The sequence below is a fragment of the Tsukamurella strandjordii genome, from assembly GCF_039525985.1.
GTDB classification, from domain to species: Bacteria; Actinomycetota; Actinomycetes; order Mycobacteriales; family Mycobacteriaceae; genus Tsukamurella; species Tsukamurella strandjordii.
This window is the reverse complement of sequence record NZ_BAAAII010000002.1, coordinates 333,530-346,542: the sequence shown is the minus strand read 5'-3', so window position 1 is coordinate 346,542 and position 13,013 is coordinate 333,530. Positions and strand designations below refer to the sequence as shown.

Sequence of the window (13,013 nt, the reverse complement as noted above, 5' to 3'; positions counted from 1 at the left end):
ATCGCCATCCGGCGGTCGCGGGGTCCTCTCGTCTCCGCGAGGGTGATACCCATGACGACGACCACCTCCACCGCGGCCCCCGCGTCGCGACGCATCGCCTCGCTCGATGTGGCCCGCGGTATCGCGATCCTGGGCACGCTCGGCACGAACGTGTGGATCTTCACCGAACCCCGCGGCATGATGGGCTACCTCGATTCGGTGGGCACCGAATCGCTGCCGATCCGGGTCCTGCAGACCCTGGCCCAGGGCAAGTTCCTGGGCCTGCTCAGCCTGATGTTCGGTGTGGGCCTGGCGATCCAGCAGGCGTCCGCGCTGCGCCACGGCAAGCCCTGGCCGGGCCGGTACTGGCGGCGCGCGCTGGTGCTCTTCCTGGACGGCCTCGTGCACTTCCTGCTGATCGCCGAGTTCGACGTCCTGATGGGCTATGCGATGGTCTCCTTCCTGGTGTCGGCCCTGCTCATCCTGCAGCCGCGGGCGCGCACCCGGTGGGTGGTGGCGAGCGTCGGCGTGCACCTGGCGATGGTCGCCCTCGCGGTGGTCGGGATGTCGCTGGCGGGCGGACCGTCCCAGCCCCGTGATCCCGCGCAGTTCAATCCCTATGCGGACGGCTCGTTCTGGGACCTGGTGGTCTTCCGCGCCGACCACGCCCTGGCCTTCCGCGCCGAGGCCGTCTTCCTGATCCCGCTCACCATCGCGATGTTCCTCACGGGGGCAAGGCTTTTCCAGTCGGGCCTGTTCACCTCCGACGGTGCCGCCCTACGCCGTCGCCTGATGGTGACCGGCGCCGTGGCCGCCCCGATCGATCTCGCGTTGGGGATCGCCGGTGCGCCGCTGGGGTTCTCGGGGCCTGCCGTCTTCGTCGGCCGGTACGTGGTGGCGCCGGTGGTGGCCCTGGGACTGCTCGCGCTGATCGCGGAGTTCTACCAGCGCCGCGGCATCGGGCGCGTGGGCGGTGCGCTCAGCAAGGTGGGGAAGACGGCGCTCAGCTGCTACGTGCTGCAGAACGTGATCGCCTCGGTGCTCTGCTACGGCTGGGGGCTGGGCCTGGCGGCGCGGTACGGCGCCGAGCACCGGCTGGTGTTCACCGTGGCGGTGTACGCGGTGGTGGTGGCGTGCCTGCTCGTGGTCTCGGGCCTGTGGACGCGGAAGTTCTCACGCGGACCGATCGAGATGGCGATGCACCGCCTGGCGTGACTCAGGCCCGGCGCTGTCCCTGCAGCGGAACGTGACTGAGCCCGCCCCAGAGCAGCTCGACCGTGGTGGCCACCGCCTCCTCCTTCGGGATGGGGCGGTCGGCGTAGAGCCAGTACCGGGCGCTCACCTGGCTGGCGCCCACGAGCCCCACCGCCAGCATCCGCGCGCGGTACGGGTCCAGTCCGGAGTCCTGGGAGACCAGGTCGTAGACGGCGTCGATGCAGGCATCGACCGCGCCCTCGACGCGCTCCTGCACCACGGGCTCGAGCACATCGGATTCGAAGATCAGCTTGTAGCCCTGGCTGTCGCGGTCGACGAAGTCGAAGAAGGCGCGCACGGCGGCGATCACGCGGTCGTGGTTGGCGGGCGAGCTGCTCAGCGCCTCGCGCACGCCGGTCACCAGGGCCTCGCTGTGGGCGTTGAGCACGGCCACGTACAGTTCGAGCTTGCCGGGGAAGTGCTGGTACAGCACGGGCTTGCTGACACCGGCGCGGACGGCGATCTCGTCCATGCCCGCCGAGTGGTAGCCCAGGTCGACGAAAACGCTGCTGGCCGCCTCGAGGAGCTGGATCCGGCGGGCGCTGCGCGGCAGCCTCGCGGTGCGGCGCGGAGCAGGGTTCACTCCACCGCGGGACTCGCCCGCAGCGGTCGTCGCGCCCAGATCCGCCATCTACTCCACCTCACCGTTCCGGGGGCAAGGTCATCGCCCCGACCTATCGACAATACTCCGCTGCGGCCTCCTCGCTCGCGAGCGCCGCGCGTGCATGGCAAGCTACCCGCGTGTCGGCACTCGCGCCCCTCGACCGCACCAGCGACGTCTGGCCGGGGGAATTCCTCACCGTCCGCGGGCAGCGATTGTTCGTCCGGCACGTCGACGATGCGGCCGCGATCACGGCCCCGCCCGACCCCAGGCCCGCCGTGGTGATGATCCACGGCCTGGGCGGATCGTCGATCAACTGGACCGACCTCGGGCAGGTGCTCGCCCCCACGGCGGCGTCGTACGCCCCCGATCTGCCGGGCTTCGGGCTCTCCGACCCACCGGCCGACGGTGACTACGGGATCGAGGCCTTCGCCGAGATCGTGATCGGCTACCTGGAGACGCTGGTGGCGGCCCGCGCCGGGTACCGGGGCGGAGTGCACCTGGTGGGGAACTCCCTGGGCGGCGCGATCGCCGTCCGGGTCGCCATGCTGCGGCCCGATCTGCTGCGCAGCCTCACCCTGATCTCGCCGGCATTCCCCGATCTGCGGCCGCGGGTGCGCCGGCTGCAGTTCCTGCCGCTGTCCCTGGTGCGCATCCCGGTGGTGGGCCCCGCCGGCTTCCGACTGGTGGGCAGCGCCTATCCGGCACGGCAGGTGGACCAGACCTTCCGGGAGATCCTCGTCGACCCCGGTGTGATGGGGCCGGTGCGCCGGGATCAGGCGATCGACCAGGCCGCGGCGCGGGCGTCGATGCCGTGGGCGCCGGACGCGCTGGCGGCCAGCTTCAACGCGCTGGTGCGCAGCTGGATCGTGGACTTCGGGGCTGCGCACTGGGCGGCGGCCCGCGCGGTGTCGGTGCCGACGGCGGTGATCTGGGGCGCCCGCGACCTGCTGGTGAGTGTGGGGGTGGCGCCCAAGGTGGTGCGGCACATCAAGGGCAGCACGCTCACCGTCTTCGAGGACGTGGGCCATGTGGCGCAGATGGAGCGCCCGGTGCAGACCGCCCGCTTGGTGCGCGACCTGATCACCGCGACGCAGTCCGAGCCGCTCTTTCGGTGATCGAGCTATTCCTGCGACAAACCGTGTCGGTTCTACGCGGGCGGTCCGCTTCGTGGAATTGTTGGCGGCGTGAGTAGTCCTTCGAACCCGAGGCGCCCTCGTCCCGATGGGCGAGCGCCGCTGCGGGCGGAGTGGGATCCGATCAACTCGCCGGGCGACCGCAACCGGCCCCCGCGCGAGCGCGCGTACCGCAAGCAGAGCACCCTCTCGCGGATCCTCAGCACCTACGGGTGGCGCGCCTACGCCGTCCCCGTGCTCGCGGTTCTCACGGTGCTCGCCCTGGTCTTCACCTTCTGGGGCAACCCGCTCGATTCGAAGGCGACGCCCACCGACACCACGGCCGAGTCGATGTCGCGCAACCCGACTCCCGGCAAGACCATCGTCGGCGCGCCGACCGGCACATCGGTGCCCGGGCCCGTCCCGCAGGCGGGCCAGCTGCCCGTGGGCGGCGATTTCACCACGCACGGCAGCGGCCTGTGGCACGTGGTCCCGGGTGCGACGAAGAAGGTGGGCGAGGGCAAGCAGAAGGAGTACACCTACATGGTCGCCGTCGAGGACGGCGTCGACATGGGTGGACTCGGTGGCGATCAGCCCTTCGCGCAGATGATCGACCGCACGCTCTCGGACCCGCGCAGCTGGGTGCACGATCCGGCGATCGCCTTCCGGCGGATCGCCGAGGGCAAGGCCGACTTCACCATCTCGCTCACCTCGCCCATGACCACCCGCCAGGCCTGCGGCTACTCCATCCAGCTGGAGTCCTCCTGTTACAACGGCGAGCTGGGCCGAGTGGTGATCAATCTGGCCCGCTGGGTGCGCGGCGCCACCGCCTTCGAGGGTGATCTCACGGGCTACCGGCAGTACGCGATCAACCACGAGGTGGGCCACGCCATCGGCTACGACAGGCACGTGCCCTGCCCCGCACAGGGCGCGCTGGCGCCGATCATGATGCAGCAGAGCTTCGGCGTGGCGAACCGCGACATCTTCAACCTCGACCGCTCCGAGGGCTTCGACAACGATCTGGTGTGCCGCCCCAACGCGTGGGTGGCGCCGGTCCTGCGCTGAGCGGCCTTCACAATCCGGGAATGACGGCGCGCGCGGCGTCGTTCCACCTCACGTGAGTACGCTGCCGCCGCTCGTCGAACCCGCTGCCGAACTGACCCGCGACGAGGTCGCGCGCTATTCGAGGCACCTGATCATCCCGGAGATGGGAGTCGAGGGGCAGAAACGCCTCAAGAACGCCAAGGTGCTGGTGATCGGCGCCGGCGGGCTCGGTAGTCCCGCGCTGCTCTACCTCGCCGCAGCGGGCGTGGGCACCATCGGGATCGTCGAGTTCGACGAGGTGGACGCGTCCAACCTGCAGCGTCAGGTGATCCACGGCGTCTCCGACCTCGGCCGGCCGAAGGGCGAGAGCGCGCGAGACTCGATCGCGGAGATCAACCCGCTGGTCACCGTGAACCTGCACCCGATCCGGCTGGAGCCCGAGAACGCGGTCGAGCTCTTCGAGCAGTACGACCTGATCCTCGACGGCACCGACAACTTCGCCACCCGCTACCTCGTCAACGACGCCGCAGTGCTGGCGCACAAGCCCTACGTGTGGGGTTCGATCTTCCGGTTCGAGGGGCAGGCCTCCGTCTTCTGGGAGGACGCACCCGACGGCCCGAACGGCGAGAAGCAGGGCCTGAACTACCGCGACCTGTACCCCGTGGCGCCCCCGCCCGGCATGGTGCCCTCGTGCGCCGAGGGCGGAGTGCTCGGCATCCTGTGCGCCTCGATCGGCGCGATCATGGGCACCGAGGCCGTCAAGCTGATCACCGGTATCGGCGACTCCCTGCTCGGCCGTCTCATGGTCTACGACGCCCTGGACATGACCTACCGGACCATCAAGATCCGCAAGGACCCCGCCTCCCCGACGATCACCGAGCTGATCGACTACGAGGAGTTCTGTGGTGTGGTCTCGGACGAGGCGCAGGCTGCCGCCGCGGGCAGCACCATCACGCCTGCGGAGCTGGTCGAGCTGGGCGAGCAGGGCGTGGACTACGAGCTGATCGACGTGCGCGAGCCCGTCGAGTGGGACATCGTGCACATCGACGGTGCCAAGCTGGTGCCGAAGTCGGTGTTCGAGACCGGCGAGGGCCTGGCGCAGGTCTCGGCGGATAAGAAGCTGGTGCTCTACTGCAAGACCGGCATCCGCTCGGCCGAGGTGCTCGCCGCCGTGCAGGGTGCGGGTTACCGCGACGCGGTGCACCTGCAGGGCGGCATCAACGCCTATGCGCGGCAGGTGGATCCGTCGCTTCCGGTGTACTGATCTCGGCGCGGCGCCGCACGATCGCGGACACGGCGCAGGCGACCGCGATGATCACGAGCAACGCGGTGAGCGCGATGCCGTACGGACGGTCGAGGACCGTCGGATTCGCGGCGCCCTGACCGCTGGGCCGCGGTAGCGCGACGGCCGCCGCCAGCGCGAGCGCGGTCACCGCGGCGACGGCGCCGCCGAGCGCCCCGGGCAACCACGCGCGCGGCAGCAGTCGCACGGCGGTGTGTCCGGCGGCCAGGGCCAGTGGCGCGAACACCCCGTCGTGCAGCACCAGGAGCGCGGCGGCCCACAGTGCCGCTGAGAGCAGGTCGCGCGGCGGGAGGTCGGTGAGGAGCACGGCGCCGTAGCCGACGAGGCCGAGGCCGGCGAGCGTGAGCAGGATCCGCAGTGTGGTCATGCCGCCTCGATCCGTGCGACCCATTTGGTCTGTTCCACGCCCGGCCGGGCCGCGGCGATCAGCCGGCACGGGAAGCCGTGGTCGAGGTCCAGATCGGCGCCGCTGAGCCGGAGCGCGAGCAGTGAGGTCGGATCCTGCGCCTTCGCCGCCTCCAGCGTCGATTGCGCGTACAGGCCCTGCTCCAGCGACCGGAACCGCAGGTCGACGCCGTCGAGCCCGGCCAGTGCGGCGAGGTCGGCCACCCGGACACCGGACCACCAGGCGTACTGGGTCCAGCCCTCGACGCAGGCGATGGGCAGCCGGACGGTGTGCTGCGGCAGCGCGCGCAGTTGGTCGAGGCTCAGCTCGACGCGCCGCGGACCGTCCAGCACCAGCCGGAAGTCCGGGGAGGCCGCGTGCTGCTCGACGCCCGCGGCGCGGGCGGTCCGGTTGATGGGCATGCCCTGCGGGCCCTTTCCGGAGCGCGGCGCCAGTACCGCGAGTCGATGCAGCGCCGGGATCGATTGACCGCCCACCACGAGCACCGACATCCCGGCGGCCGCGAGCCCGGCGCCCAGTACGGCGCGGCGGGATACACCGGGCGGCGCGGGCTGTGCGGTGCGTCGGCGGAACTCCTCGACCACCAGCGGCAGCTTGATCGCCAGGTGCACCGAGACCGCGCCCAGCACTACGAAGGCGGTCGCGTAGTGGGCGGCGGGGAAGAAGAACCGCCACGGATACCACTGCGCGATGTTGAGCAGGCCGGTGAACAGTTGGAACAGCATGGACGCCACCAGGACGGCGGTGGCCATCCGCTCCGCGAGGCGGGCCGGCGATCCGATCACGGGGCGGGCGAACAGCTTCGGGTACACCGCGGCCAGTTTGAGCAGGAGCAGCGGGATCGCCGCGACCCCGGAAGCGATGTGCAGGCCCTGCGTCGCCTGGTAGAGCCAGGCGGGGGAGCGCGGGGCGGTGAACCACTGCGGCGGATGCTGGAGCCAGTGGCTGAACACGCCGGTGGCGAAGCAGATCACCACGCACACGCCGAGCATCGCGCCCAGCCGGGCCGCCGTCCCCGGCTGCCGCAGCGCCGGACGCGTCGTGGGCGGGGAGGCGCTCATCGCAGCAACTCGACGCAGGTGCGGCCGCCCAGTACCAGGCGGCGGCGCGGAACGAGTCCGGCCTGGGTGGACAGTGCGGCAATCGCGTCGAATCCGACACGGGCCCAGGGGAACCAGTCGGAGACGGCGCCGGTGGATCGCACCCGGACCCCCTCGGTGACGATCCCGTGGATCGCGGGGTCCACCTCCACGATCACGGTGCCGCCCGGTTCGACCAGCGCGGACGCCCGGCGCAGCAGCCGCGCCGGATCGCCGCCGATGCCGATGTTCCCGTCCAGCAGGATCGCGTGCGACCAGCGGCCCTCACCGGGCAGTGCGGCGAAGACGTCCCTTCGGACGGCGGCCGCGCCCCGGTCCCGGGCGAGCCGTACCGCGTGCGGCGAATCATCCACGCCCAGCGCGGGAATGCCGCGTCGCAGGAGTACGTCCACCATCCGTCCCGGGCCGCATCCGAGGTCGACGGTCGGGCCCTGGCACCACCCCGCGACGGCGGCGATGAGCCGGTGGTCGGAGCGGTCGTGGCCGAGCCAGCGGGCCACGGGCAGGCGGCGCACACCCCCGTCCGTGGTGTGCAGTTCGCCGTGTCGTCCGGCGAGCACGGCGTCCCACAGTGCCGCGGTCATCGTCCCGCTCCGATCGTGGTGACGGCGGCTGCGGTGCGGCGGAACCGGGATCCCGCGGGGCAGAGCGCGGCGACCTCGGCGATGTCGTCGGGGCGGTCCACGTCCCGTAGTTCCGGTAGCTCCACCGGGGCGAGTCCCGCCGCTCGGAGCGCGCGGCGCGTGCACTCGCCGGTGTGCGCGGTGGACATCGGGACGTCCAGGAGGCAGTCCAGCCGGTCGGCGCCGCCCGGCGGCACCCCGAGGGCCCACCATCCGCCGTCGCTGGCCGGGCCCAAGGCGGCCCCGTCGCGGGCGGCGTCGAGCCCGGAGGCCAGGAGTGCCGCGCTCACCTGCGGGGTGTCCATGCCGATCTGCAGTACCGGCCCGCCGGCCTCCGCGGCCCGCCGGTGCGCCGCCACCAGGCGGGTGGCCAGCCCGCCGCCGACCTGCTCGAAGACCTCGCATTCCGCCAGCGCGGCCCGTAGCCGATCGGATTCGACGGCATCGTCGAGCCGCCCGGCGAGCGCCACCGCACAGCGCGCGCCGCGCACCGCGAGTGCCGCCTCCACCGTGTCCACGAGCGACGCCGCGGCCAGCCGGGCGGCGTCGAGGGGACTGATCGCGCCGATCAGTCGGGTCTTCACGCGGCCCGGGACCGGTGCCTTCGCGACGATGAGGACGGTGTTCATCGTGCCGCCCGCAGGAAGTCGATCGTGGCACGGGCGCTGCCCGCCGGCGATCCCGAGACCTTCGATCGGCCACTGGTGCGCTTGCCGTACCGGACCGGGGATTCCACCACTCGCCAGCCGGCGGCGCCCGCGCGGGCCAGCAGTTCCACGGGGTAGCCCGATCGCCGGTCGGTGATCCCGAGTGCGAGGAGCGGTTCGCGGCGGGCGGCCCGCATCGGTGCGATGTCGTGCACGTCGATCCCGTAGCGACCGCGCAGTCGCGCCGCCACGAGCGCGGACCCGAGTCGTGCGTGCCAGGGCCAGGCGTCGGGCGAGGCCGGCCGCCGCCGCCCCACGGCGAGATCGGCGCCGCGGCGCACCGCCTCGACCAGGGCCGGCAGATCGGCGGGATCGAGCGAGCCGTCACCGTCGATCGTGCAGACCACATCGCCTCGGGCCGCGGCGATTCCGGTGTGCACCGCGCTGCCGTACCCGGCTCGCGGCTCAGCGATCACCGTGGCGCCCGCGCGCCGCGCGGCGTCGGCGGTTCCGTCGGTGGAGCCGTTATCGACCACGAGGGCGGTGAATCCCGCTGGTAGCGCATCGATCACGCGCGCGATCGACTCGGCCTCGTTGCGGCACGGGATGACCACGGTGACGGTCTGCTCATCGGTGGAGGGCATGGGGCCAACGCTAGGAACTCGGCGGGCTCCTGCACAGGTGATTGCGATGACGAAAGTGTGACGGGGTGCGTGGGAATCGCGTTCGCGCTGGTCGCGGCGGACCGCGATGGCTACGGTCGAAGACATGCCGTCCGATTCCCCGGCGCCGCCCGCCGATGCACGCCGCGACCGCCGGTCGGTGCTGGTGTGGGCCGCGCTGATCGCCGCGGCCGCCGTCGTGCCCATCATGATGGGCAAGGACTTCCGGGACCGTCTGGTCGCGGAGGCGGCCCCGCTCTTCGGCCGGATCGAACCCCACGTGGGAGTCGGCACCGTGCCCGCCGTGGTGATCGGTGCCGTGGTCGTCCTGTGGGGTCCGGCGGCGGCACGCAGACTGTCCCTGGGCCGGCTCGCCGCGCTGTCGACGGCGGTCCTGTTCCTGTGGTCCCTCAGCCTCGGTACGGTTTCGGGCTGGCACCGGTTCGCCACCAAACTCACGGGCTACGACCAGTACCTGCACGAGGTCCCCGGTGCACGCGGTGATGTGGCCGGTGCCGTGCGCGAATTCGCCCGGCGCATACCCGATTACCAGCCCGACTCCTGGACGGTGCACGTCTCCGGGCATCCGCCGGGCGCCCTGCTGACCTTCGTCTGGCTCGATCGCATCGGGCTGGGCGGCGGAACCTGGGCGGCACTGTTCTGCGTGGCGGCGGGCGCCTCCTCGGCCGCCGCCATCCTGGTGACGGTCCGCGCGCTCGCCGGTGCCGACACCGCGCGGGCCGTGGCGCCGTTCGCGGCCGTCTTCCCCGGCGCGTTGTGGATGGCCCCGTCGGGCGACGCCTACTTCGCGGGGGTGGCCGCGTGGGGGATCGCGGCGCTCGCCCTGGCCGCGACCTCCGGCGGGCGCCGGGCGGTCGGTTTCGGAGTGGCGGCCGGCCTGATCCTGGGCTGGGCGATCTTCCTGAACTACGGCCTGATCCTGATGGGGGTCATGGCGGTCGCGGTCCTGCTGATCGCCCGGAATCCGCGCCCGCTGCTCACCGCGATTCCGGCGGCGCTGTTCGTGGTGGGGGCCTTCGCGGTGGCGGGCTTCTGGTGGCTCGACGGCTACAACGCGGTGGTCGTCCGGTACTACCAGGGCATCGCCTCGTTCCGGCCCTTCGCGTACTGGGGATGGGCGAACCTCGCTGCGGCGGCGTGCGCATTCGGGCCCGCCGGGGCGGCCGCGATCGGCAGGATCCGGGACGGCCGGTGGCGAACGCCCCTGCTCGGACGGCCTGCGGCCCTGCTGGGGCTGGTGGCGGCCGCCGTGCTGATGATGCTGGCCGCCGATCTCTCGGCGCTGAGCAAAGCCGAGGTCGAGCGGATTTGGCTACCGTTCACAGTATGGATCGCGGCCGGAGCGGGACTCGTGCGGTCCGGCGGCGGTGCCCGGGCCTGGTTGGCGGTACAGGTCGCGGGTGCGCTGGTGATCGCGCACGTGCTGATGATCTACCAGTGAGAGGCGTGCAGTGACGGACGAGAGGTACGTGCTGATCGCGGACGATGATCCGGTGGTCAGCGATGTCGTGCGCCGGTATCTGGAACGCGAGGGCCTGGTGACCGAGGTGGTGGCCGACGGTGCGAGCGCGGCCGAGCGGCTCGCCGCCGGGCGGGTGCGGCTCGCGGTGCTCGATGTGATGATGCCGGGGCCCGATGGGATCGAGCTGTGCCACCGCGTCCGGGGCGGGGAGTCCGGCGCACCGTCGGACCTGCCTCTGATCCTGCTCACGGCGCTCGGTGAGGAGGACGATCGGATCACCGGCCTGGCCGCGGGCGCCGACGACTACGTGACCAAACCGTTCAGCCCGCGCGAGCTCGCGCTGCGCGTGGCCTCGGTGCTGCGCCGCTCGCATCGTGAGCCGGCGACGGCGGCCGTCAGTCACGAGGGCGTCACGGTCGACGCGTCCTCGTGCGCCGTGACGGTGCGCGGACGCGCGGTGGCCACCACCCGGCGGGAGTTCGACCTCCTCGTGCACTTCCTGGAGCATCCGGGTGAGGTGTTCAGCCGCGAGGACCTGCTCGAACAGGTGTGGGGCTGGCAGTTCGGGGATCTGTCCACCGTGACCGTGCACGTCAAACGGGTGCGCGCCAAGCTCGGTGACGACCACCGGATCGAGACGGTGTGGGGGCGCGGGTACCGCTGGGGACCGGGGGCCGGCGACGAGGAGGGGGCCGACGATGTCTGATGTACTGAAGATCGCGCTGCTGGCGCTGCTGTGGTCGGGCCCGGTGGTGCTCGCGGGTGGCTTGGTGGTGTGGCGGGCGCGGCGGATATCGCTGCAGATGTCGATGGTGATCCTGGTGCTGATCCCGGTGCTCGCCGTGCTGTCGGGCGTGATCGGCGTGAGCGGTTTCATGTTCACGGCCGACTTCGCCCGGACCTGCGCGGTGCTGGGCGTGGTGCTGGTGGTCACGGTCCCGGCGGCGGTGGCACTGGGGCGCCTCCAGGCCCGGCGCACGGTGTGGGAGAGGCAGATCCGGGAACAGGAGCGGGCGGCGGAGGCGGCCCGGCGTGATCTGGTGGCGTGGGTCAGCCACGACCTGCGCACGCCCCTGGCCGGGATCCGCGCCATGTCCGAGGCGCTGCGGGATTCGGTGGTCACCGAACCCGAGGAGGTGACCGAGTTCGCCGACCGGATCGATCGCGAGACCATCCGGCTGTCGTCGATGGTGGACGACCTGTTCGAGATGTCCCGCATCCATTCGGGTGCACTCACACTGGAACTCGAGACGATCGACCTGCGCGAGGTGGCCGACGAGGTACGCGCGGGTCTGGCGCAGGTGGCCGCCCGCTCGCAGGTGGAGCTGGAACTCGATGCCCCGGAACCGGTCCCGGCGCCCGTCGGGGTGTCGGCACTGGCGCGGGTGCTGCGGAACCTGGTGCTCAACGCGCTGGCGCACACCCCGGAGGGCGGGAGGGTGACCATCTCGGTGCTCCGCGACGGCACCGAGGCGGTACTGCGCGTCGACGATACGGGCACCGGGATCCCCGACGACGATCTGGACCGGATCTTCGATCTCGCCTTCCGCGGCACCGAGCACCGTTCACCCGCCGGTGCCGACGGGCTCCCCGCGGGGACGGGAATGGGGCTCGCGATCGCGCGCGGGCTGGTGGATGTGCACGGCGGCACGGTGGTCGCGGCGAATCTGCGGCCCGGCGCGCGCTTCGAGGTGCGCCTGCCGGTGGGAGAGATCAGCGTAGCGGAGCGGTCGCGAACTCGGCCAAGCCGCGCTGCGGAGTGATCTCGGCGCGGAATCCCAACTCCGCCGCGGCGCGCTGCGGTGAGGCAACGATGTGGCGCACGTCGGCGGCCCGGAACTCGCCGGTCACCTCCGGTGCGGGCGCGTCGCCGGGGGTGGCCCCGGCGACGGCGGCGGCCACCTCGCCGATGGTGACGGGCGTTCCCGAGCACACGTTGTAGGCGCGGAACGGTGCGCGCGGAGCCTGTTCGAGCGCAAGGAGATTGGCTCGCGCCACATCGCGGACATCCACGAAATCGCGGGTCTGCGCACCGTCCTCGTAGACCCGCGGTGCCCGGCCCGCCGCCAGCGCCGACCGGAAGATCGAGGCCACGCCCGCGTACGGGGTGTCGCGGGGCATGCGCGCGCCGTACACGTTGTGGTAGCGCAGGGCGGTCACGGAGCCGCCCGTGGCGCGTGCCCATCCGGCGCTGTAGAACTCCTGTGCCGCTTTGGAGGCCGCGTAGAATCCGGTGGGCCGGACGGGGGCGTCCTCGTGCGTCGGCGCCCAGTGCGCGGGTCCGCCGTCGGCTCGCCGGGGCTCGAATCGCCCCGCCCGCAGGTCCTCGACGGTCCGCGGTACCGGATGCACGGGCCTGCCCTCGTCATCGACGTAGGCACCGTCGCCGTACACCACCATCGACGAGGCCAGGATCAGTCGCCGGCAGTCCGCCCGGGCCATCGCCGACAGGAGCTCGGCGGTGCCGAGATCGTTGTTCGCCGCGAACAGTGGTGCGTCCGCGGCGTCCACGCCCGCGCCCACCGCCGCCGCCTGATGGCACACCGCGTCCACCCCGGCCAGGACGCGATCGAGGCCGTCCGCGTCCAGCAGGTCCAGGAGCTGCACCTCCGCCGGCGGCGTGACCTCGCCGTGCGCCTGCGGCAGCATCGCGTCGATCGCGATCACCTCGTGCTCCCCGCCCGCGCGCAGCAGATCGGCGATGTGCGAGCCGATGAACCCGGCTCCGCCCGTGAGAAGTACTCGCATACCTCGATCCTGCGCCGAACCCGGCCCGCCCGCGAGGGCTGGGGGCGG

General features: G+C 72.1%; 14 protein-coding genes. 7 read left to right on the top strand and 7 right to left on the bottom strand.

Features of this window, described 5'->3' with window-relative positions:
• Positions 1 to 51: 51 nt before the first annotated feature.
• On the top strand, positions 52 to 1,194 hold the full coding sequence (locus tag ABD108_RS02430; protein WP_343929143.1) for a DUF418 domain-containing protein: 1,143 nt from the start codon (positions 52 to 54) through the stop codon (positions 1,192 to 1,194).
• Between the two features lies 1 nt (position 1,195).
• On the opposite strand, the gene fasR is transcribed toward ABD108_RS02430, so the two are convergent.
• On the bottom strand, positions 1,196 to 1,864 hold the full coding sequence (gene fasR / locus ABD108_RS02425; RefSeq protein WP_220656212.1) for an HTH-type transcriptional activator FasR: 669 nt from the start codon (positions 1,862 to 1,864) through the stop codon (positions 1,196 to 1,198).
• Between the two features lie 110 nt (positions 1,865 to 1,974).
• Between fasR and ABD108_RS02420 the strand changes: the two genes are divergently transcribed.
• The 3 genes from ABD108_RS02420 to moeZ all read left to right on the top strand — a co-directional run bounded on the left by ABD108_RS02420 (position 1,975) and on the right by moeZ (position 5,257).
• Positions 1,975 to 2,952, top strand: a complete 978-nt coding sequence (locus ABD108_RS02420; RefSeq protein WP_343929142.1) for an alpha/beta fold hydrolase — start codon at positions 1,975 to 1,977, stop codon at positions 2,950 to 2,952.
• A gap of 69 nt (positions 2,953 to 3,021) precedes the next feature.
• Complete coding sequence (locus ABD108_RS02415) at positions 3,022 to 4,014, top strand: DUF3152 domain-containing protein (RefSeq protein ID WP_220656210.1); 993 nt, start codon at positions 3,022 to 3,024, stop codon at positions 4,012 to 4,014.
• A gap of 61 nt (positions 4,015 to 4,075) precedes the next feature.
• Positions 4,076 to 5,257: an adenylyltransferase/sulfurtransferase MoeZ gene (moeZ, locus tag ABD108_RS02410; RefSeq protein ID WP_305110392.1), complete on the top strand. Its 1,182-nt coding sequence runs from the start codon at positions 4,076 to 4,078 to the stop codon at positions 5,255 to 5,257.
• Here the strand turns inward: moeZ and ABD108_RS02405 are convergent.
• The 5 genes from ABD108_RS02405 to ABD108_RS02385 are packed head-to-tail and all read right to left on the bottom strand — an operon-like array spanning position 5,211 to position 8,716.
• Entirely contained in the window at positions 5,211 to 5,663 is a 453-nt protein-coding gene (locus ABD108_RS02405; RefSeq protein WP_220656209.1) for a hypothetical protein, read from the bottom strand. The genes moeZ and ABD108_RS02405 overlap by 47 nt on opposite strands.
• Entirely contained in the window at positions 5,660 to 6,763 is a 1,104-nt protein-coding gene (locus ABD108_RS02400; RefSeq protein ID WP_343929141.1) for a molybdopterin-dependent oxidoreductase, read from the bottom strand. The genes ABD108_RS02405 and ABD108_RS02400 overlap by 4 nt, the downstream gene beginning before the upstream one ends.
• Positions 6,760 to 7,386, bottom strand: coding sequence for a class I SAM-dependent methyltransferase (locus ABD108_RS02395; protein WP_220656207.1), 627 nt, complete (start codon positions 7,384 to 7,386; stop codon positions 6,760 to 6,762). The genes ABD108_RS02400 and ABD108_RS02395 overlap by 4 nt, the downstream gene beginning before the upstream one ends.
• Entirely contained in the window at positions 7,383 to 8,054 is a 672-nt protein-coding gene (locus ABD108_RS02390) for a TIGR04282 family arsenosugar biosynthesis glycosyltransferase (RefSeq protein WP_343929140.1), read from the bottom strand. Before ABD108_RS02390 ends, ABD108_RS02395 begins: the two co-directional genes overlap by 4 nt.
• Positions 8,051 to 8,716, bottom strand: coding sequence for a glycosyltransferase family 2 protein (locus ABD108_RS02385; protein ID WP_343929139.1), 666 nt, complete (start codon positions 8,714 to 8,716; stop codon positions 8,051 to 8,053). Before ABD108_RS02385 ends, ABD108_RS02390 begins: the two co-directional genes overlap by 4 nt.
• Positions 8,717 to 8,840: 124 nt before the next feature.
• Between ABD108_RS02385 and ABD108_RS02380 the strand changes: the two genes are divergently transcribed.
• From ABD108_RS02380 to ABD108_RS02370, 3 genes are read left to right on the top strand one after another with little or no spacing between them, the layout of a single operon-like run.
• Positions 8,841 to 10,196, top strand: a complete 1,356-nt coding sequence (locus tag ABD108_RS02380; RefSeq protein WP_343929138.1) for a hypothetical protein — start codon at positions 8,841 to 8,843, stop codon at positions 10,194 to 10,196.
• Between the two features lie 10 nt (positions 10,197 to 10,206).
• Complete coding sequence (locus ABD108_RS02375; RefSeq protein WP_343929137.1) at positions 10,207 to 10,923, top strand: response regulator transcription factor; 717 nt, start codon at positions 10,207 to 10,209, stop codon at positions 10,921 to 10,923.
• Positions 10,916 to 11,980 (top strand): sensor histidine kinase, encoded by a 1,065-nt coding sequence (locus tag ABD108_RS02370; protein WP_343929136.1) that lies wholly within the window; start codon positions 10,916 to 10,918, stop codon positions 11,978 to 11,980. Before ABD108_RS02375 ends, ABD108_RS02370 begins: the two co-directional genes overlap by 8 nt.
• Here ABD108_RS02370 and ABD108_RS02365 read toward each other — a convergent pair.
• Positions 11,931 to 12,965: an NAD-dependent epimerase/dehydratase family protein gene (locus ABD108_RS02365; protein ID WP_343929135.1), complete on the bottom strand. Its 1,035-nt coding sequence runs from the start codon at positions 12,963 to 12,965 to the stop codon at positions 11,931 to 11,933. The two genes, ABD108_RS02370 and ABD108_RS02365, sit on opposite strands and share 50 nt — an antisense overlap.
• Positions 12,966 to 13,013: the final 48 nt, after the last annotated feature.

What these genes read in the sequence shown, in the direction of transcription:
- ABD108_RS02430 (WP_343929143.1), top strand. Translation starts at nt 52, where the DNA reads ATGACGACGACCACCTCCACCGCGGCCCCCGCGTCGCGACGCATCGCC.
- fasR (WP_220656212.1), bottom strand. Translation starts at nt 1,864, where the DNA reads ATGGCGGATCTGGGCGCGACGACCGCTGCGGGCGAGTCCCGCGGTGGA.
- ABD108_RS02405 (WP_220656209.1), bottom strand. Translation starts at nt 5,663, where the DNA reads ATGACCACACTGCGGATCCTGCTCACGCTCGCCGGCCTCGGCCTCGTC.
- ABD108_RS02400 (WP_343929141.1), bottom strand. Translation starts at nt 6,763, where the DNA reads ATGAGCGCCTCCCCGCCCACGACGCGTCCGGCGCTGCGGCAGCCGGGG.
- ABD108_RS02395 (WP_220656207.1), bottom strand. Translation starts at nt 7,386, where the DNA reads ATGACCGCGGCACTGTGGGACGCCGTGCTCGCCGGACGACACGGCGAA.
- ABD108_RS02390 (WP_343929140.1), bottom strand. Translation starts at nt 8,054, where the DNA reads ATGAACACCGTCCTCATCGTCGCGAAGGCACCGGTCCCGGGCCGCGTG.
- ABD108_RS02385 (WP_343929139.1), bottom strand. Translation starts at nt 8,716, where the DNA reads ATGCCCTCCACCGATGAGCAGACCGTCACCGTGGTCATCCCGTGCCGC.
- ABD108_RS02380 (WP_343929138.1), top strand. Translation starts at nt 8,841, where the DNA reads ATGCCGTCCGATTCCCCGGCGCCGCCCGCCGATGCACGCCGCGACCGC.
- ABD108_RS02370 (WP_343929136.1), top strand. Translation starts at nt 10,916, where the DNA reads ATGTCTGATGTACTGAAGATCGCGCTGCTGGCGCTGCTGTGGTCGGGC.
- ABD108_RS02365 (WP_343929135.1), bottom strand. Translation starts at nt 12,965, where the DNA reads ATGCGAGTACTTCTCACGGGCGGAGCCGGGTTCATCGGCTCGCACATC.